Here is a 21,431-nt window from a genome sequence, read left to right on the forward strand (position 1 = left end):
CGGAAATTCGTCAATCAGTGCAAAGGCTGCTATAGCAGTGGTCTTTGCCCGATCGGGCCGGGTGTCGCTTTTTCGCGGGAGATGTCGTTGTTCAAGGGGTTGAAGCCTATCGTCTATGGTGGCCGTGAAGTCTGGCCGCTGGTCGAGGGCGGCAAGGGTGTTGCGGTATCCAACCATGCCAGCTCCGGCGCCTGGGCTGCCGCTGGCGGCATCGGGACAGTGTCGGCGGTCAATGCCGACAGCTACGACAGCTTCGGCAATGTCATTCCCCAAATCTATCATGGCCGCACCCGCCGCGACCGCCATGAGGAACTGGTCGCCTACGCCATTGACGGCGCGGTGGAACAGGTCAAGCGCGCGTACGAGATTGCCGGGGGCAAGGGCGCGATCAATATCAACGTCCTGTGGGAAATGGGCGGTGCGCAGCGGGTGCTCCACGGTGTCCTGGAAAGGACCAAGGGCATGGTTGCAGGCGTTACCTGCGGTGCGGGCATGCCTTACAAGCTGTCCGAAATCGCTGCGTCCTACAATGTCAGCTATCTGCCGATCGTATCGTCGGGCCGCGCCTTCCGCGCGCTGTGGAAGCGCGCTTATTCCAAGGCGGCGGAATGGCTGGCGGCGGTGGTCTATGAAGATCCCTGGCTGGCCGGGGGCCATAACGGCCTGTCCAACGCCGAAGATCCCAAGGCGCCGCAAGACCCCTATCCCCGCGTGCGCGACCTGCGCGCGACCATGCGTGAAGGTGGCATTTCGGACGACGTGCCGATCGTCATGGCGGGCGGCGTCTGGGCGCTCAAGGACTGGAATGATTGGATCGACAATCCCGAATTGGGCGCGATCGCCTTTCAGTTCGGCACCCGTCCGCTGCTGACGCAGGAAAGCCCGATCCCCCAGGCGTGGAAGGAGTTGCTGACGCAGCTCAACCCCGGCGACATCCTGCTCCATCGCTTCTCGCCGACCGGCTTTTACAGCTCGGCAGTGCGCAACCCCTTCCTGCGCAGCCTGGAAGCGCGCTCCGAACGGCAGATCGCGTTCAGCACCGAACAGGCTGGCGACCATACCCACCAGCTCGACGTGGGGGTGAAGGGCAAGCATTTCTGGGTGACGCTGGGCGACCTGAACCGCGCGCGCGAATGGTTCGGGCAGGGCTTTACCTCGGCGCTCAAGACGCCGGACAATACGCTGGTGTTCGTCGGTGACGAGGAGCGGGCGGTGATCCGCAAGGACCAAACCGACTGCATGGGCTGCCTTAGCCAGTGCGCCTTCTCCAGCTGGATGGACAGCGAGACTAACTCGACCGGTCGCTTGGCCGATCCGCGCAGCTTCTGCATCCAAAAGGCGTTGCAGGAAGCGGTTCATGGCGGCGACCTCGACCAGAATTTGGTCTTTGCCGGCCATGGCGCCTACAAGTTCAAGCAGGATCCATTCTATTCCAACGGCTTCGTTCCGACCGTCAAGCAATTGGTCGACCGTATCCTGACGGGCGACTGATGGCGGATATTCAAGGTCTGGCGGTGCTGCATTACGACACACCGCATTTCGACGTCGTGCGACCGGGACAGTTCGTCCTTTGCGCCGTGTCCGGAGAGAGAATCGATCTGGAAGATCTTAAATATTGGAGCGCGGAATTTCAGGAAGCCTATCGCGGACCGCAGGAGGCAACTGATTCTTTTCTGCGCCATCGCGGGCCGGACTTTCGCTAATCTGCCGGGAACTGCGATTGGAATGATCGTTCAAGGGGCGCAAAAAGCGATCCGTCGCGGCCCCGCGCGGTTTCGTCGCAATTTTGCTATTCCCGCAGGGTAAAAACTGATGTAATCTTTCCATCGAGGCGACGGAGATCGCCCTTGTTGGAAGGATGTTTGTGATGTCTCGTATCGACGTCTTTGGTGATCGTATCTGCATCGTGTCGAGCCTGCTGATTGTCGGCTGGTTCCTCTACAGCACGATCTTCTGACACCCACGCGCTTTGGCGACGCGGGTTTGGCTGGTATAACTGGCCCCATCCGTTCGTCCGGCGCATAGCGATACGCTCCGCTAATCCTGCAAACAGGGAAATCTCATGTTCAGTCACGTCATGGTGGGCGCCGACGATATCGATCGCGCCAGGATATTCTACGATGCGTTGTTTCAGGCGATGGGCGGCAAACCGGGTTTCACGGATGATCGTGGCCGCTTGATCTACATGCATAATGGCGGCCTGTTCCTTGTGACCAAGCCGATCAATGGCCAGGCGGCGACATGCGCAAATGGCGGAACCATCGGTTTTAGCATGGCCACGCCGGCAGAGGCTGATGCCTGGCACGCTGCGGGCGTTGCGGCTGGCGGTACGACTTGCGAAGATCCGCCAGGCATTCGCGAGTCCGGCTTTGGCCCGCTTTATCTGGCCTATCTGCGCGATCCGTCCGGGAACAAGCTCTGCGCGATGCACCGCGCCGGTTAAGCGAAACGGGCGCTCCGCTGCGATCCCACTTCACAGGCCTCAATTCCGGTGCTGGCCTGCTATTCCGCGTCAGGCCAGCCCGTTGACGGGGACGGGCTGCACCCCGTCCGCCTCGAAACTGGCGATCGCATAGGCGCAATAATCTGCGGCATAATAGGCGCTGGGGCGGTGATTGCCCGACGCGCCCAGGCCGCCAAAGGGCATGTTGCCCGCCGCGCCCGTGGTTGGCCGGTTACGATTGACCACGCCCGCGCGGCTTTCTTCCACCATCCGCTCCCACAGGGTCGCGTCCTGAGAGATTAATCCGGCGGACAGGCCAAAGGCGGTGGCGTTGGCGACCTTAATCGCCGCGTCGAAATCCCGCACCCGGATCACCGACAGCAAGGGCGCGAAAATTTCTGCATCGGGTCCGTCCACGCCGGTCATGTCGATGATGCCCGGTGTAACAAAGGCGGCGCTGCGCCCGTCAATTGCTGCGAAGGGCCGGATGACCCGCGCGCCCCGTGCGATCAGGTCGCTGACGGCGCGATGGGCCGCAGCGGCGGCCTGATCGGACACAAGTGGTCCCATGAAGGCATCGCCCGGCTCGTTCCATGCCGCGATCGGCAGGCGCGCCGCCAACCCATCCGCGGCAGCGACAATCCGATCGCCAACCGCGCCTTCCGGCACGATCAGCCGCCTTGCGCAGGAACAGCGCTGGCCAGTGGTGATGAAGGCGGAATTGATGATGATCGACGCGGCTTCGTCCGGGCTATCCCATGCAATCAGCGGATTATTGCCGCCCAGTTCCAGCGCCATGATGACATGGGGCCGGTCCACCAGCGCCCGCCTGAGCGCCGCGCCAGCACCGGCCGATCCGGTAAAGAGCAGCCCGTCAATGTTACCGGCTACCAACGCCTCTCCGGTCGCCCGGCCGCCCTGCACGACGTTGAGCAGTCCGTCGGGCAGCCCCGCTGCGGCCCAGGCGTCAGCCATCGCTGCGCCCGTGGCAGGCGCGATTTCCGATGGCTTGAATACCACCGCATTGCCGGCGATCAGGGCGGGGACGATATGGCCGTTGGGCAAATGGCCCGGGAAATTATACGGACCCAGCACCGCCATCACGCCATGCCCGCGATGGCGCAACACCGCCCGGCCAAAGTTCATGGCGGCGGTGCGTTCACCAGTGCGTTCGGCATGGGCAGCGATCGACACCTCGACCTTGGCGATCATGGACCCGATTTCGGCGTCGCTCTCCCACAGCAATTTGCCGGTCTCGCGCGAAATCAGCTCTGCAAGCGCTGCCCGCCTTTCTTCCAGCACCAACGCATAGCGCCGCGCGATGGCGATCCGCTCCTCCACGGCGCGCGCGCGCCAGCCGGGCAGGGCGGCGCGGGCTGTGGCGATCGCCCGGTTGCAGGCCGCGGCATCGGCGACTGGGCCTTCCCATATCAATGCGCGTGAGGCGGGGTCGAAGGATTGCAGCATCATGCACTTGCGCCCGCGCTGGTCATGGCGAAAATGCCGGTGGCGTTGCCCGTGTCAAAGGCAAGGTCCAGCCTGCCTGTCGCCGGATCAACATCCCGACTGATAAATTCGTAGAAGGAACCCGGCACGTTGCGCAACGCCCCTTCGTCGAATAGCCGTTCGACGCTATCGGCCCTGAATGCGGTCTGCCGCACCCGGCCGGTTGCGGAAATCTCCAGCCGTTCCTTGATCGGCTGACCTTCCGCCTTCAGCCGATCCGCCAATGCGGCGACATCGGCCACACGGTCGGTCGCATGGTTGAAGGCGTTACCTTCGGTCGCGATCCAGGCCGCCTCGTTGGACCGGGACAGGAGCAGCTGATAATCGGCAAAGCTGGGCATCTCATGCTGCCGGTCGAACGCGGCGACGATCCCCGGCAATGCCGCTACTGCCTCATCCAGCGCGACTGGTTCGCCAGCGCCATAGCGCGCCAGCACGGCTTGCTCCGCCTCACCCAAAGGATCGCGCGAGGTGCCGAATATCCGCGCGGCAACCGCGCCGAATTCCGCGTCGAACCGGTCGACATGCAGTTCGGACAGGAAGAATTGCGGGATGGCTTCGGGCCGGTCGGCATGCACATAGGCGCGCCCAGTCATGCGCAGCCGGTCGAGCGGATAGATGGCCGCCATCTGATAGCCCAGCGGCTGCAATATCCGGGTGAATGCGTCCTCGCCGCCTGGCAGCGCGCCGGTCGGACCATGCGGCAGGCGGATCGTCCGCAGCGCGCCATGGTCGAACGTCACCCTGCCGCCACGCGCGACAGTATCGGCGACATAGGCCGCGCCGCTGCGCACCCTTTTCAGCAGATCATCGAACAGGGCGATATTCATCGCCATCGCAAAGGCCGCGCGCGACACTGTAGCGCCTTGCTCCGCCAGCAACGCAGGATCGATCGACAGCGCATCGAGCGTCCGCCGTCCCGCCACTTCGCCCAGCGTCGCCAGCGTTAGTGCGACGACATGGCCATCATTCTCGTTCGACATAGATTGCTCCCGGTGACAGCTACCTTATCTCAGCCTATGTCGTATTTTCCAAATGGTGACCTGTCATCTGTTGATGCGAGAATGGAATGAATGACGATCGCAAATGGCTGCCATCCATGACCGCGCTGACCAGTTTCGAGGCGGCGGTGCGTCATGGCGGCTTTTCGCGTGCTGGCGAAGCGATCGGCCTGACGCAAAGCGCGGTCAGTCGTCAGATCGCGCAATTGGAGGACTGGCTGGAAACGCCCTTGTTCGACCGGGTCGGTCGGCGGGTGCGGCTCAACGAAGCAGGCCGTATCTATGCCGATGACTTGCTGCCAGCGCTGGACCGCATTCGTCGGGCGACGGCGCGCATGACCATGCGCCGCTCGCCGGGGGCGCTGCGGATAGCGACCCTGCCCAGTTTCGGCATGCGCTGGCTTGCGCCGCGCCTGCCGCATCTGAGCGCCCTGCATCCCCAACTGGTGGTGGATTTCGCCGCGCGGTCGCAGCCGTTCGATTTCGCGCAGGAGGAATTTGATGCCGCCATCCATTTCGGCACACCCGACGAATGGCCGGGCGCAGCGATGGATTTCCTGTTTCGCGAAGAGGCGGTGCCGGTCTGCGCGCCGGGCTGGTTGGCCGCGCACCCCTTGCGACAGCCTGCCGATCTGCTGACGGCTCCGTTGCTCAGTCAGAGTTCGCGGCGCGATGCCTGGGCGCGCTGGTTCGCATCGGCGGGCGTGGAGGCCGGGACGCTGCTGCCCGGTCCGGCGTTCGAACATTTCCTGATGCTGGCGCAGGCGGCTGCGGCGGGGGCAGGGGTGGCGCTGATCCCCAGCTTCCTGATCCAGCCAGAACTGGATGCCGGCACTTTGGTCATCCCGTTCGCCCGGCCATTGTCGAGCGAGCGAGCCTATTATCTTGCTCGCCCGCTGGACGCACCTGTCCATCCGGCGCTCAGCCAGTTTGGCGACTGGATCGTGGATCAGGCCAGGACGGCCTGATGCTCACATCTTCTTGGGAATGCAGTCTGCGCCAGCCGCCTTTATCCGGCTGCACAGGCGGCTGGCGTCATTGCTGCTGGCAACCGGCCCGGCTTGCAGCCGTGTCACCGCGCCAGCCTTGACCAGATAGGGTTGATAGGCGGACAGGCCGCTGACCTTGCCTGTCAACTGGCCCCACAAAGCACGAGCGCGCCCGTCTTCGCTGAACGCACCCAGTTGCACGCGCCAGCCGCCCGATGCGGCGGGCGCAGGGACCGGGTTGGCGGGACGGGGTGCCGGCGGTGTCGGCTTGGGCTTGGCAACCGCGATCTGCGGCGCAGGCTTGGGCGTAACCGGGGCCGGCTTGGGCGCTGGCGGGGTGACGACGGGCTGTGCGACGGGTTGGGCGACGGTCGATGGCGGCAAATCGGTCTTGCGTATGCCGGATGGCGCGGGCCGGACCGGGGCCGGACTGGCCGACGCCAGCGCGCCACCCTTTTCGGACTGTTCCAGCGTCGCCGCCAGAGCCAGACCCTGTTTGCGCTGATCTTCCGGGATGAACTTGTCCATCTGCTCCAGGCTGGTGGTCGCCTGCGCCAGTCCGGACGTGGAGGCGCGGGTCATCAGCGCATAGGCGCGTACCCAGTCCTTGCCGATCAGATCGCCGTTGAACAGCGCCGTGCCGACAATATATTGCGCGCGCGGTTCGCCCCGCGTGGAGGCCCGCTGGAGGTAAGGCATCGCCCCCGCACGGTCGCCCTGCTGGAACATCAACAGGCCCAGATTATCCTCCGCCCGCAAATGCCCCTGCGCCGCGGCTTTCCGATACCAGTCCATCGCGGCGTTGAGATCCGGCTGCACGCCGCGACCCAGCTTATAGGCCTGGCCCAGATTGAATTGCGCGTCAGGATCGCCATTTTGGGCCAGCGGCCGCCATTCGCCGATCGCCTTGGCATAGTCGCCCTGCTGCCAGGCATCGACGCCGGTTTTCACATCGGCCATGGCTGGCGCCGCGATGCCGATCATGGCGCCGACAGCGACAGTTCCCCATATACGCTTCATATGCACATGCTCCTGCGCCAATAGATTTGCAGTGGCTATGATGAAACAAGGTTAATGTCTGATTATCACAGGCCCCTCATGCCTGAAACGACCTTAACCCTGTTGACCTTTCGTCAATCAAACTTCCTCGCCCATTAACCGAATTTTAGGCGCGGTCATGGCAAATCCTGAACGGAACTCGATTTCTGGGGGGATTTGCGTGCGGATTTTGGCTTTGGCATCGCAGAAGGGCGGATCGGGCAAGACCACCCTGTCTGGCCATCTGGCCGTGCAGGCGCAGAACGCGGGTGCGGGTCCAGTCGTGCTGATCGACATTGATCCGCAAGGATCGCTGGCCGATTGGTGGAATGAGCGCGAAGCCGAATTTCCCGCTTTTGCCCAGACGACCGTGGCGCGGCTGGCCGCCGACCTGGAAATCCTGCGGCAGCAGGGCTTCAAACTCGCCGTCATCGACACGCCGCCCGCCATCACCATGGCAATCCAGAGCGTCATTTCCGTCGCCGAACTGATCGTCGTGCCGACCCGTCCCAGCCCCCATGACCTGCGCGCCGTCGGCGCAACGGTCGATCTGTGCGAGCGTGCGGGCAAGCCGCTGATCTTTGTCGTGAACGGCGCAACGCCCAAGGCGCGGATCACGTCGGAAGCCGCCGTTGCCCTGTCGCAGCATGGCACCGTTGCCCCCATCACCCTGCATCACCGCACCGATTTCGCGGCATCCATGATCGACGGTCGCACCGTGATGGAAGTGGACCCCAAGGGACGGTCTGCGGCGGAGGTCGTGGCGCTATGGTCCTATATCTCCGACCGGCTTGAAAAGAATTTCCGCCGCACGGTCTTTTCCGTGCCCCAGGGCAGCGTCGGTACCGTCGCAAGCCGTCCGGTCGGCGGGGGCTTCGGTCGCCGCGTGATCGGCCAGTAAGGGGACGCATCATGGGTGAACCCAAACCTCTCGCATCGCTCACCTCCGGTCTGCTCGCCCGCAAGGGCGCGGCCCAGCCTGCCATGCGCCGCCCGATGCTCGGCTTTGGCCGCTCGGCTGGCGTTGCCCTTCAGCAGGATGATCTGGGCTGGAATGACATGGGTTTCGACGTCGAACCAGCGCCGTTGCCGACGGATGAGCCGCCGGTTGCGATCGGCCTGACGCCGATGCCTACAGCGCTCCCCGTTTCAGCCCCGATCCCGCCCGTCGTCATCGAGCGCGAGGAACTGGTCGAACGTTTGGCGGGCAAGCCTGCGCCGCGCAAAGCGGCGGCCAAGGCAAGCGCGAAAGCCAAGGCCAGCCGCAAGGCGGCCTTCACGTTGCGGATCGACGCGGATCGTCATCTCAAACTGCGGCTCGCCTGCGCCATCACCGGCCGCTCGGCACAGCAGATCATTACCGAATCTCTCGACAATTTTCTCAACGACCTGCCGGAAATTGACCGGCTGACACAGCAGTTGCCGCACATGCGCGGCAACCAGTGAAAGAAGGGTGGGTAGGACTATGAAGCGCAACACATTTGCAAAGGCGGCGATTTCATCGTTGCTGGTCGCCACGACGATGGTTGGCTGCACCGGGGCGGCCTTCCGTCCTTCTGCATCGGCTGTCCAGCAAAAGGGCAATCCGGCAAAGCTCGCCATCGCCGCCGAAAAGGCGCTGGCCGATCGCAACGGTGACAAGGCGATCGCGGCGGCAGAGGCCGCGGTGCAGCTCGCGCCGCAAAATGCCGCCTATCGGCAGATTTTGGGCCGCGCCTATGTGCTGGCCGGACGTTTCGCATCCGCCGAAGCCGCGCTGACCGACGCGATGACGCTGGGTGACAACGATGCGCGCACGATCGTCAGCCTGGCGCTGGTGCAGGTCGCGCAGGGTCGCGCCGATAGCGCGCGCAGCCTGTTGCTGGCCCATGCCGATACGGTGCCTGCGGGCGATTATGGTCTGGCGATGGCCATGGCTGGCGACGCGCCCGAAGGCGTGCGTGTCCTGTCCGAAGCCATTCACGACCCGTCCGCCACTGCCCGGACCCGCCAGAATCTGGCCTATGCCTATGCGCTGGCTGGCCGCTGGAAGGATGCCCGCATGATCGTGGGCATGGACCTTGATCCATTGGCCGCGAACAAGCGTATTTCTGACTGGGCGCAGATTGCCGAACCCTCGCTCGCGCCGCAGCGCGTCGCCGCGCTGATGGGCGTCACGATTGATGCCGCTGATGCTGGCCAGCCTGTCGCTCTCGCGCTCGCGCCAGCCGGTCCCGCGCCGGTCGAAATGGCCGCTGCGCCGTCCGATGTTGCGCCACCCTTGGCAGAGCAACCGGAAGCGCCGGTGCAGACCGCCATGGTCGAGACCGCTCCACCTGTCGTCGAAGCCGCGCCGGTCGTCCAGCCCGCGCCTGTGCGCGTCGCGGCCCGCGACTTCATCATCGAAGATCATCGGGCCAAGCCAGTGGGCGCAAAGGCTCGTGCCAAGGCGCAGAACGCGGGCGCGTCCGCGACGCAGCCAGCCGCGCGGATGCAGCAGGTCGCCTTCATCAAGCCGGTCAGTGCTGGCGCCAGCAATTGGGTCGTCCAGTTGGGCGCCTATGATACGGCGGCGATCGCCAAGGAAAAATGGATGAACATGGCTGGCCGCAGCAGCGCGCTGGCCGCTTTCCCGGTCCTTACCAGCCAGGCAACGGTCAAGGGCAAGTCCTTCCACCGCCTCGCCATCAGCGGCTTTGGCAGCCGGGCCGACGCGGTAACCGCCTGCCGCACCATTCAGTCGCAGCACGGCCAGTGTTTCGTGCGTGAAGGCGCGCCGGGCGCGACGCCGCAGCGCTGGGCCATCGCGACCAAGGGCCGCCAATTCGCTTCGCGCTAAACTCCCTCTTCCATAGCGCAACCTTGAAGCGCGCGAGGCCATGGCTTCGCGCGCTTTTTCTTGCGGATTTGCGACCGATCCCGATTGACTGACAGGCTGACGGGAAGAGACTGGATCAGCCCGGTGGGCCGCAAAACGGTCAACGCGCAGCGTCGCTGAGTAGCGTTGCGGCGACCTGTTATCAGCTTGCGATAAGTTGCAAGGTTTGACAGACTAGTTAGGTTGATTCGAAGATAACTATGCCGCGCAAATCAGCGGTCAGATTTATAAGAAAAAGTCGGAAATAAGCGGGTCGCGTCGCTCACGTTCTAGTCATCCCGGTTCAAACTGCCGGTGTGACATGAACGGTCGTCCGCGTTGCCGGTTCCGCTGTTCGACGGTCCGACCGGTTCAACGGAGGGAATGTTCGACCCTCTTGTCCCAAAGCAGGACAACAGACGATTCTGTCAGTCTGGATGCCGTTTTGGGGGGGCTATGGAGCACGACGTAAAAGCACTTCGCAAGCTGGGCGAATTGCTAGCCCGCGGGCGGCGCTCTTTGGATCGATTGCCCGGTGATTGGCGTATGCGTCGCCGCACAGCCTTGCGAAACTCCTCCAGTCTGGCGAACCGGCTCCATTTCGAAGCGGTGGAACCGCGCCTGCTGCTGGCGGCCGACGTGCCTCCGGTCATGGGCACGATCGAGGTGCCGGGCGAAACCGACCGCTTCGCGTTCACGCTGACCGAACCCAAAAAGGTCGTGTTCGATTCGCTCACCGCCACCAACAACATGTTCTGGGCGTTGGCCGACCAGAAGGGCAGCATCGTTTCGAACCGCAATCTGGCCCAGTCGGATTCCTATGATTTTTCGGGCGGCAACGTTCTGGACCTGCAAGCGGGCGAATATACGCTCAGCATCGATGGGCGAGGCGACGCGACAGGCAATTACGCCTTCCGCCTGCTTGACGTCGCCAATGCCGATGCGTTCACGCCCGGTGATGTCGTCAACGGACAGCATAAGGCGAACGAAACCGCGCTCTACAAGTTCGACGCGCTGGCCGAGGACAGTTTCTTCTTCGATGCGCACAGCTACCCAGCTGAATCCACGGCATGGCGGCTCATCGGTCCCGATGGCGAATATGTTACGGGGCCAAATTCCTTCGATGATTCCGGCGCCTATCTGCTGAACCGCAGCGGCACCTACATGATGGAGATTGAAGGGCGGGTTTATAATTCTGCCACCAACGACATCAGCTACGCCTTCACCTTCGGCAAGATCACGAAGACCAGCGCCGCGCTGACGATCAATGAACGGACGCAGGGCCGCCTGGCTACCGCGGGCAGCAGCACGGTGTTCGATTTCGATCTCGCCAGTGACAGTAAGTTGCTGTTCGACAATCTGATACGCCGTGACAGCCTCAAATGGTCGCTCAGCGGGCCGCGCGGTCAGGTGGTCAACAACCGCAGCATGAACAGTTCGGATTCCTTCAATGGCGATCCGCTGCTCAATCTTGTCGCGGGACATTATGAGTTGACGGTGTTCGCCGATGGCGATGCGACCGGAGATTTTGCCTTCCGCCTGCTCGATTTTTCGACGACTGCCATGGCGATCAGCGCGGGGGATGAGTTTGGCGCGACGATCGAGGATGGCGGCGCGCTGGCCAACATCGCCCACGCGGCTGGCGCGCCGCTCGACTATTCGGGGCAGGGCGGAACGGTCAACCGCAGCTGGGACGTCGCGACGCTTGGGGAGCTTGAAGTCGCCAACGACGCGGCGCTCAACCCGGCTGCGATCACGGTCGAGGCTTGGGTCAACGCACGCAGCGGCGGCGGCTTCTATCAGGGTATCGTCAGCAAGGTGAACGATACCGGATGGAGCAATGGTTATGGGCTGATGCGTGTCGGCGGCAATGTCCGCTTCTTCGTCAACAATTGGAACGACGGCTTTGTCGAGGCGTCGCTTTCGACCGATCAATGGAAGCATGTCGCCGGCGTTTATGACGGCACGAAATTGCAACTATATATCGATGGCGCGCTGGTTGCCGAGAAGGCCTATGACGCAGCCATCAACCACAGCGGCAATGCGCTCAACTTCGGTGCGGCGCCAACCGGCAATTATCAGTTCGACGGGCAGATTGACGATATACGCCTGTGGGGCATGGCGCGCAGCGCGGCCGACATCGCCAGCGGTTACCAACGCCCGCTAACGGGCAGCGAAAGCGGCCTAGCGGGCTATTGGCGTTTTGACGAGGCGACGGGGCAAACCGCTGCCGACCTTGCGCCGGGCGCTCTGGTCGCCAGTGGCGTCCTGCGCCGGGGGACCGAAACAAAGCTGTTTCGGTTCGACGGCGTGAAGGATGACCATTATTTCCTCAACCTGCTGAGCGCGAGCAACAATCAATATATACGGATATACCGCCCCAATGGAGCATTGCTGCTCAGCGGTTCGGGACTGGGCGACATCGACCTTGGCGCACTGCCCGAAACGGGCGAATATCTTATCGCGATCGAAGGCTATCTCTTCAATCAGGGCAGCGCCGCCTTTACCGCCGAACTGCTCAAGGTGTTGGACGACACGAGCGCTCTGACGCTGAACGCGCTGACTAGCGGACGGATCGATGCAGGCGAAGCCGATCGCTTCACGTTCACGCTGAGCGAAGCGACGAAGCTGGCCTTTGACTCGCTGACGGCGAACTCTGCATTGAGCTGGTCGCTGACAGGGCCGTTTGGCGCGGAGATCACCAATCGCAATTTCTATTATGCCGATTCCGCGGAAATCGACACCAACAGCAATTTGCTGCTCAACCTGGCGCCGGGCACCTACACGCTGACCGTCGACGGTGCAGGCGATGTTGCAGCCGATTATCACTTCCGTCTGCTGGCCCTTGCCAGCGCAACGCCACTGACCCTTGGCGCGGAGACCAGCGGCAGGCTGGAGCCGGGCAATGAGACCGACATGTTCGCGTTCACCGCGCAAGAGGGCGACGCGATCACGATCGAACGGATATCCAGCACCAACCTCAATGCGTACTGGCGGCTATATGATCCGCTCGGCCGTCTCGTCACATCCGCGCGCCAGTTCAATGATTCGGTTCCGCTTAGCCTTGACTATGACGGCACCTATGTCCTGATGCTCGAAGGACGGGTGTGGGAAGGCGCGCCGGTCGACTATGTGCTCAAGGTCAGCAGCACCGGCAACACACCGCCGCCGGACAGGGGAACGGGCACCGTATTCACCCTTGGCGCGGCAGTCAGCGACACGTTGAGCGCGGCGGATGAAATCGATCTCCACAGCTTTACCATTGCGGGACCCACCAGGGTCTATTTCGACAGTCTGACGCCCGCCACGGACAAGAGCTGGGCGCTGTTCGGTCCGTCGGGGCGCATCACGCCGGATCGCGCTTTCTATTACACCGACAGTTTCGAGAATAGCGCCAATACGTTCATCGATCTGACCCAGTCGGGCGACTATCAGATCCGGGTGCAGGGCAGCACGGGGGCCTATGGTTTCCGCCTGCTCGATTTCGCAGGCGCCACGCCTGTCGCGGCAGATGGCAGCGTCACCGCGTCCACGCTCACGCCCGCGCGCGCGACGAACATTTTCAGCTTTACCGCGAGCGCTGGCGAGAAAATCATTCTCGACGTGCGCGACTATCCCAGCAATGCAAGTTGGCGCATCTTTTCGAGCAACGGGCGTCAATTGTTCGGTCCGGCCAGTTTCGACTATCGCGAACTCATTCTGCCGGTTTCGGACACATATTATTTTGTCGTAGAGGGCCGGGTCTGGGATAACCGGGCGTCCGACGACTATGCCTTCATCCTCAATCGCCCGGCTGATCCCGCGCCTGTCGATCTGGCGTTGAACGACATAGTGGAAGGCACGATCGCCAAGACCGGCGATGTCCAGCGCTATCAGTTCACCGTCGATACGCAGAAGCTGGTAATTTTCGACAGCTACAGCCCATCGGTCTATCTCGAATGGGCGCTCAACGGGCCGAAGACGTCACTTGGCAACCGTTTCTATTATTCCGACAGCTACGAACAGCAGAACCGCACGCCGATGCTGCTCGAACCGGGCGATTATGAACTGGTGGTCCGGGGATCGCAGCAGGTGGAAACCGGCGGCGGGACGCTGGGCGACTACAAGTTCCGCCTGCTGGACGCCGCCGCCGGAACAATGCTGGCTGTCGATGGCTCCACTACGTCCGGCACGCTCGATCCGGGCAGGGAAACCGATGTCTATCGCTTCACTGCGACGGAGGGCGAAAAGGTCTTTTTCGATGGCATCCAGGGGGCGGGCAGTGGATCGCTCAAGATCCTCGATGCCTTTGGCCAGATCGTTTACGGCCCCATCGACTTCCGTGATGCCGCCATCACCATGCCGCGCACCGGCACCTATACATTGCTGGTCGAAGGGCGCCCGTGGGACAATGCCGCGACGATCAATTATCAGTTCGCACTGTCAAGGATCGAGGCGGACCCGGCCCCCATTGCGCTCAATTTTGGCGAGCGGACAACTGCGACGATCGCCAAGCCGACGCAGAAGCAGCGTTATACGTTTACGCTGACCGCGCCCAAATCCTTCTATTTCGACAGCTTTACGCCGGATTCCGAGATTTCATGGGCGATTTCAAGCGCTGGTCTCAATCTGGTCGGCAGCAATTTTTACAACAGCGATTCCTACGAAAATAGCGGCGAGCGCATTTTCACGCTTCCCGCTGGCGACTATAATCTGGATGTTTCCGCCAATGCCGGAAAGACGGGCAGCGCCGAATTTCGCCTGATCGACACCGCATCAGCAACGGCGCTGACCTTTGGCCAGCCGGTTCGTTCCGACCTGACGCCGTTGCGCGAAACCGATCTCTACAGTTTTGAGGGGACGGCGGGCGAAACGATCTTCTACCAGAATCTGCAAAACCAGCCCAACGCCTCCTTGCGGATTATCGATCCTGACGGGCTTCAATTCGTCGGCCCGACGAACATGGACAATCGCGAGATCGTGCTGCCCAAGACGGGACGCTATCTGGTCCTGCTGGAAGGACGGGTGTGGGACGCCAGCGCCAGCCAGAGCTATGGCTTTACCCTGCAAAAGCCGACCAATCCGACCCAGACCATCGCCATTGACGGCACGACCAACGGAGTACTGACGCGGCCGGGCAAGGTCGGCAACGCCCTTGCCTTGTCAGCCCATGAGCAGATCCAGATCGTCGATCCTGCACTCGACCTGCGGCAGGATGTGACGATTGAATTCTGGATCAATCCCGATCGACAGGCGGATGCATGGTCGCCGATCGTGTACAAGGCCAATGAGGCGGGACAGCGCGACTATTCCGTGTGGTTCAACTCCAGCGGCTTCATTCATTTCTCGACGATGCGGGGTACGGCGAACGACACGCTGGAGACCGCGAGCAACTCGGTTCCCTATGGCGAATGGAGTCATGTCGCCGCGGTGCTGGAGCGCAGCACCGGCACGATGAAAATCTATGTCAACGGCGTGCTGGCCGCATCCCGATCGGTCAGTACGGCGCTGTCGAACGGTTCGCCCGATACGCCTTTGATCATCAGCGGCACCAGCGAATATAACGAAGCCTACCGCAAGTTCGAGGGCGGCCTCGACGAAGTGCGCGTCTGGAGCGGGGGACGCACGGAAACGCAGATCGTCGACAATATGAATGCCGGCGCGCCGGCCGACAGCGCAGGTCTGGTACTGCGACTGGGGCTGGATAGCGCGACTGCGAACGCCGTGACGAACAGCGTCAACGGCGCGACGATCCCGGTCCTGCGCGACCTTGCCAATGTGAAGGGCGTGGTGGAAGGGCGTCTGGACACGCCGGGCGACAAGCGGACCTACACGTTCACCGTTGCCGAACGCACGATGATGGCGTTCGACAGTCTGCACGACAATGACCAGATGGTCGTTTCCGTAACCGGGCCGGGTGGCTTTTCGATATCGAAAAATCTGCGCAACGGCGACAGTTATGAACTGGGCGGGAGCAACCCCGTTTTCACCGTCGAGCCGGGCACCTATACGATCGTGGTCGACGGCACAGGGGCTGCGACCGGCGCTTTTGCCTTCCGCTTGCTTAACCTGTCGGCGGCGCCGCTGATGCCGTTCGATACCGCGATTTCGCAGACGGCGAGCGGCTCTTCGGAAAGCTATGCCTATCGGCTGGACGTCAATCCCGGCGACAATCTGCTGTTCGATGTCCAGCAATTGACCAATTCGAGCAGCCGGGTGTCGTATCGGCTGATCGATCCCTATGGCCGTCAGATCTTCGGCCCCGTCGATTTTTCGTCGCGCGAAACCGGGGCACTGGCGATCGGCGGCGTCTATACGCTGATCGTCGAACCGCGGGTCTGGCGCGAATGGCCGGTCGATTTCCGCTTCGCGGCATATAAGGTCGCGGCCACGCCGCCCGCAGCGATCACGCTGGACGGACCCAATCCCCAGGCGCCGCAGGTTCAGCCCGGAAAGAGCGGCAATGCACTGACGCTGCGCGGGGTCGACTATGTCGAAGTGCCAAGCAGCCCGGCAGTGTCGCCCAGCCGCAACCTGACGGTCGAAGGCTGGTTCAAGCTGGATCGCTTCACCAACAGCTGGACATCGCTGGTCGCCAAATCAACCCATGGCACGTCACCCTATCGGATCGCGGTCAACGCCAACGGCTCGGTCTGGGCGGCGGTGCGCGATGCATCCGGGGTGCAATCGATCCAGACCGGGGGCGGCCTGATCGCGGCGGGCGAATGGGCGCATATCGCGCTGGTCGCCGACCGTGATGGCGGCGCGATGAAGATCCTTGTCAACGGCGTGGAGCAGGCATCCGGAACCATCAGGATCAACAATAATGCCGATGCGGGCGAACCGCTGCTGATCGGTCAATATGAGGAAGTCGAGACCAGTTACGGTCAGTGGGAAGGTGCCGTCGACAGCTTCCGCATCTGGGATATTGCGCGCAGCGAGGCTGATGTCGCCGCCGGCATGACCAATCCGCCCGCGTCGGGGACCAGCGGCCTGCTCTATGCGCTGGATTTCGAGAGCACGGCATTGAGCGATGGCGCGCTGTTGCGCACAACCAACGCGAATGGCGTTTCCGGCCGCATCGCGCAGCCGGGCGAAAGCGACGTCTACAGCTTCAGCCTGACGGCCGAAACACTTGTCATGCTGGACAGCCTGACAAATTCGGCTGACATCAACTGGACGCTGACTGGTCCGCAAGGCGAAATTGTGAGCGCCCGGCGCTTCAGTGACACCGATTCCGCCGATTTCAGCGCCTCGCCCGTCCTGAGGCTGGGCGCGGGCGATTATACGCTGAAGATCGACGCGACCGGCAGCGTGACAGGCCATTACAATTTCCGCCTGCGCGATCTCTCGCTCGGCACGCCGCTTACGCTCGGTTCGCCGGTTTCGGGAACGCTCACCCCGACGAGCGAGACGGACATCTATCGCTTCGCTGCGAATGCGGGTGAAAAATTCTTCTTCGATGGCGGCACGGTGCATAACGACATGCGCTGGCGGCTGATCGATCCGTTCGGCAACGAAGTGTTCGGCCCCAATGCGATCGGCAATATCGAAGGGCAGGAGCTTGCCATTAGCGGCGTCTATTCGCTGCTTATCGAGGGGCGCGTCTATACCGCGACGGTCGCCGACTATCAATTTGGCGTCTATCCCATCACCACGCAGACGGCGGCGCTGACCATCGGATCGCGTGTGGACGGGGCGATCGGCGCGGTGGGCGAAAGCGACGCCTACAGCTTCACGCTGAGCGAAGCGACGAAGCTGGTGTTCGACGCGCTGACGACTGCGACCATATTCAACTGGACGTTGCGCGGTCCCGATGGCGTTGAAGTCGACAGTCGCAACGTGCATGATTCCGACGGGTTTGATTTTGGCGGCAATCCCGTCCTCAACCTTGGCGCGGGCAGCTATACGCTGACGATCGACGCGACAGCCGAAAATACGGGCGACTATAGTTTCCGCCTGCTCGACCTTGCGTCCGCCGAGGAACTGGCGCCCGACGGGACATTCAATCGCACGATCGGCCAGAATGGGCGGGAAACGGACATGTTCCGCTTTACCGCGACGCCCGGCATGCGCTTCGGCTTCGACGTGATCAGCAATTCCTCCGGCAATAATAGCTGGCGTCTGATCGACCCGATGGGGCAGGTGATTTTCGGCCCCGTGGGGCTGAACGATACGGACCTGATGACGGCGGCGATGGCCGGCACCTACACCTTGCTGGTGGAAGGTCGGCGTTCCGCCACGACGGACGGCAGCTACAGCTTCATCTACAATCAGCCGACCATCCTGCCTGCTGGTGGCCAGACCAGCCAGGATTTCGACGTTGCGGGCCTGCCCTATGTCTTGGGCAATCATCGTGGAGCGGCCGCGCAGATATTGTCCGACGGCGGGGACAACGTCATCAGACTGACAGACTCGCTGCAAGTGAACAGCCAGAATTCGATTGCCTTTTCCGCCACGGGCAGCGGGCGGCAGGACGCTGTCGACATCGGGTTCGATTTCCGCCTGACCCGACGCGCTGGCCAGGCGAGCGATGCCGACGGCTTCGGCCTGCTCTATCTGCCGGTCAGCCAATATGGCAATGGCGGGCCAGGGCTGCTGGTGACGCCGGAGGCCAATCTGGCTGGTGCGCTGGGCATTGGTTTCGACACGCTGAGCAATGGCGAAGTCAATGCCAATCATATTTCCATCCATTATAACGGCGTCAAGCTGACCGACATCGCCGATCCCGGCCTGACGCTGGCCAGCGGCGATTGGGCGCGGGCGCGTATCCTTGTGGAACGCACCGATGGCGGGTCGCTGCTGACGATCGAACTGACGCCGCAGGGCGGGGCAACCGTCGCTGCCGTCACCGATTTCTTCGTCCCCGGCATGGAGTTGGAGGCGGGACGTCTGGTACTGGGCGCCAGCCAGGGCAGTGCGACAGCCGATCAGGATTTCGACAATTTCGCCATCGCCATGACCGCCGCGGCGCAACCGATGACGCCCCTTGCGCTCAACGACGCGGTCAGTGGCTCGATTGCCTTGGCTGGCGCTGTGCAGCGCTACGAATTTACCCTGACGGAAGAAACCGCCGTCATTTTCGACGCACTGACCAACAACAGCGCGCTGCGCTGGCAGATTAGCGGCCCGACACAGACTCCGGCCGTGCGTAGTTTCAACAGCACCGATTCCGCCGAATTTTCCGGCAATCCGGTCATGACGCTGGCGCCGGGCACCTATAGCGTCGCCATTTCAGCCACCGGCGCCAATACCGGCAGCTATTCATTCCGCCTTGCGTCGCTGGCAGATGGCACGGCGATCAATCTCAACGAAACGCAGGATCTTACCCTCACACCCGGCAATCTGACCGCGATATACCGGTTCGATGCCGCCGCCGGGCAAGCTCTGTTCCTCGACCTGATCAGCGGGTCGAACGATCCCTTCTGGCGGCTGATCGACCCGGCCGGCAATCTGGTGTTCGACACGCGGCGTCTCGGCGATCTTGAGGAGCCTGTGTTGCCGCTCGACGGCACCTATACGCTGCTGATCGAAGGGCGCGTCGGCACCTCAGCGCCCCAGACGCTCAGTTTCCGCGTAGTTGACATGGTCGACAGCACCGCGCCGCTGACGATCGGCGAGACCATAAACGGCACCATCGCGGCACCAGGGGCCAAGGCGCGCTACAGCTTCAGCGTCAGCGAACCGCAATATCTGATATTCGACAGCCTGATCAACACGACCCAGTTCGGATGGACGCTGGCAGGTCCGTCCGGCACGATCCTGTCGCGCAATTTCCAGAATTCCGACGCCCATTCCAGCGCATCCCCAGGCGTCATGTTTTTCGAACCGGGCGATTATACGATCACGGTCGATGCCAATGATGACCTGACCGGCGATTTTGCTTTCCGCCTGCTCGATACCGCGCTGGCGAGCGATCTGGTGCTGAACGCGCCGACCACGGGCCGACTGGAGCCGGGCAACAGCAGCAATCTCTACAAGTTCACCGGCGCTGTTGGTGACGAGATATTCTTTGATTTCATCGCCAGCGCCGGATCGGGCCAGTGGCGGCTGTTCGATCCCGATGGCCGGGTCGCGATGAGCGCCAATTACCGCACGGATACCGGCTTCATCACGCTTGAAAAGTCAGGGATCTATACGCTCGCCTATGAAGGCCAGATCGGTGAAGGCGGCCCGGTCGACTATCAGTTCCAGGTCGACAAGGTGGTGCATAAGAGCCGCACGATCGATCTGGGCGAGACGATCAGTTCGACGCTCGATCAACCTGGTCAAAAGGAAGACCTGCTTTTCACCCTGACCGAGGAAACGCTGGTCTATGTCGACGCGCTGGCACCGCTTGGCGATGTCAGCTGGCGGCTGACCGGCCCGGCTGGTGATTTTGCTGCGCTGCCCTTCACCCAGACGGACAGTTACGACCGATCCAACGCGCAGGTGGTTTATCGTTTGCCAGCGGGCGATCATGTCCTGCGGATCGAAAGCAACACGACGGCGGACCGGGACTATTCCATCCGGTTGCAAAAGCTTGCCGATGCGCTGCCCATAACGCCTGGCGTTCCGGTAAATGGAACACTCAGCCCCGGTTCCGAAACCGATATGTACCGCTTCGATGGTGAAGCGGGCGACCGTTTCTATTTCGACAGGCTCAGCTATGCGGGCGTGTCCACCCATTGGCGGTTGATCGCGCCCAATGGTCGGCAGCTATTTGCCGGCGACATGAACGATGTCGATACGCTGGTTCTTCCCGACAGCGGCACCTACACGCTGCTGATCGAAGGCTATGTGCCACAGGCGGCATCGGTCGGAACATATAGTTTCAACGTGATCGAAAATACCTTGATCGCGCCTATCCGCATTTCCTCGCTGGAAGTGCGTCCATCGCCCGACCTGATCCCGATCGCCCTGGCGGTCAGCAGCAGCGGCACGATCAGTTCCGGCAGCGAGATCACCATCAGCTGGAAAACCCGTAATCAGGGCACGCTTCCGACCGATGGAGCGTGGCAGGACCGGGTGCTGCTGCGCAATCTGGATACCAACGAGATTATCGGCAACATCCTGCTGGATGACAGCGGCACGGTGATCAGTCCGGAAGGGGAACGGCAGCGGCAGACCACGCTGACATTGCCGACGGGCAATCGCGGCGTTGGCCGGATTGGCGTGACGGTGACGAACGACGTCGCCAACACGATCAATGAAGAAAATATCCTTGGCACGGCGGAAACCAACAACGCCGCGACGCTGGAGTTCACGTCGCAACTGGCCCCGTTCCGCGACCTCGTCGTTTCCGACGTCTCTGCTGACCCGGCTGGCGGCTGGAACCCCGGCGATACCGTGACCGTCAACTGGACCACGACCAACGCAGGCAATAGCGCGACGACGGCGGACTTTAGCGAACGGCTGTTCGTGCGCAACGTCATGACCGGCCAGCAGGTCCAGGTCGCGACCGTGGCATTCACAGGAGCGCTGGGCGCGGACGAGGCCGCGCAACGTTCGACGCAGATAGTCTGGCCCACCGGCATATTGGGTCAGGGCATTTTCGAATTTTCGGTGGTCACCGATATTTTCGATCAGGTGGCCGAAGCGAACACTGCGGCGACGGGTGAGACCAACAACAGCACAGCGGTATCGATCACCTCCGCGCC

The 21,431-nt window shown here is 62.4% G+C and carries 11 protein-coding genes; 8 read left to right on the top strand and 3 right to left on the bottom strand.

Annotated features, from left to right (window positions below; all coding sequences use genetic code 11):
- The first annotated feature begins 87 nt into the window (after positions 1-87).
- The 3 genes from SX1_RS12510 to SX1_RS12525 all read left to right on the top strand — a co-directional run bounded on the left by SX1_RS12510 (position 88) and on the right by SX1_RS12525 (position 2,443).
- Entirely contained in the window at positions 88-1,491 is a 1,404-nt protein-coding gene (locus SX1_RS12510) for an NAD(P)H-dependent flavin oxidoreductase (RefSeq protein ID WP_026002278.1), read from the top strand.
- Positions 1,491-1,703 (top strand): DUF2093 domain-containing protein, encoded by a 213-nt coding sequence (locus tag SX1_RS12515; RefSeq protein WP_017182500.1) that lies wholly within the window; start codon positions 1,491-1,493, stop codon positions 1,701-1,703. The genes SX1_RS12510 and SX1_RS12515 overlap by 1 nt, the downstream gene beginning before the upstream one ends.
- A 359-nt stretch (positions 1,704-2,062) precedes the next feature.
- The gene (locus SX1_RS12525; protein WP_026149728.1) at positions 2,063-2,443 is read left to right on the top strand and encodes a VOC family protein; all 381 of its coding nucleotides are present in this window, start codon (positions 2,063-2,065) and stop codon (positions 2,441-2,443) included.
- A gap of 69 nt (positions 2,444-2,512) precedes the next feature.
- On the opposite strand, the gene astD is transcribed toward SX1_RS12525, so the two are convergent.
- Positions 2,513-3,913 carry a succinylglutamate-semialdehyde dehydrogenase gene (gene astD, locus SX1_RS12530; RefSeq protein WP_019053260.1) on the bottom strand — a complete coding sequence of 467 codons (1,401 nt, stop codon included), beginning with the start codon at positions 3,911-3,913 and terminating at the stop codon, positions 2,513-2,515.
- A complete protein-coding gene (locus SX1_RS12535; RefSeq protein ID WP_019053261.1) occupies positions 3,910-4,932 on the bottom strand; it encodes a 2-oxoadipate dioxygenase/decarboxylase family protein in 1,023 nt (340 codons plus the stop codon). Before SX1_RS12535 ends, astD begins: the two co-directional genes overlap by 4 nt.
- 86 nt (positions 4,933-5,018) lie before the next feature.
- Here SX1_RS12535 and SX1_RS12540 point away from each other — a divergent pair, with 86 nt between their 5' ends.
- The gene (locus SX1_RS12540) at positions 5,019-5,918 is read left to right on the top strand and encodes a LysR substrate-binding domain-containing protein (protein ID WP_019053262.1); all 900 of its coding nucleotides are present in this window, start codon (positions 5,019-5,021) and stop codon (positions 5,916-5,918) included.
- 3 nt (positions 5,919-5,921) lie between these two features.
- Here SX1_RS12540 and SX1_RS12545 read toward each other — a convergent pair whose 3' ends face one another.
- Positions 5,922-6,959: an SPOR domain-containing protein gene (locus tag SX1_RS12545; RefSeq protein WP_174302234.1), complete on the bottom strand. Its 1,038-nt coding sequence runs from the start codon at positions 6,957-6,959 to the stop codon at positions 5,922-5,924.
- A 199-nt stretch (positions 6,960-7,158) separates the two neighbouring features.
- Here SX1_RS12545 and SX1_RS12550 point away from each other — a divergent pair, with 199 nt between their 5' ends.
- From SX1_RS12550 to SX1_RS22645, 4 genes are all read left to right on the top strand, one after another.
- On the top strand, positions 7,159-7,878 hold the full coding sequence (locus SX1_RS12550) for an AAA family ATPase (RefSeq protein ID WP_026149730.1): 720 nt from the start codon (positions 7,159-7,161) through the stop codon (positions 7,876-7,878).
- 11 nt (positions 7,879-7,889) lie between these two features.
- On the top strand, positions 7,890-8,423 hold the full coding sequence (locus SX1_RS12555) for a hypothetical protein (RefSeq protein ID WP_019053265.1): 534 nt from the start codon (positions 7,890-7,892) through the stop codon (positions 8,421-8,423).
- Between the two features lie 19 nt (positions 8,424-8,442).
- Positions 8,443-9,795 carry an SPOR domain-containing protein gene (locus SX1_RS12560; RefSeq protein WP_019053266.1) on the top strand — a complete coding sequence of 451 codons (1,353 nt, stop codon included), beginning with the start codon at positions 8,443-8,445 and terminating at the stop codon, positions 9,793-9,795.
- A gap of 564 nt (positions 9,796-10,359) precedes the next feature.
- A partial coding sequence (locus SX1_RS22645) for a LamG-like jellyroll fold domain-containing protein (protein WP_043145650.1) occupies positions 10,360-21,431 on the top strand: 11,072 nt, incomplete at its 3' end.

Source organism: Sphingobium xenophagum NBRC 107872, from assembly GCF_000367345.1.
GTDB classification, from domain to species: domain Bacteria; phylum Pseudomonadota; class Alphaproteobacteria; order Sphingomonadales; family Sphingomonadaceae; genus Sphingobium; species Sphingobium xenophagum.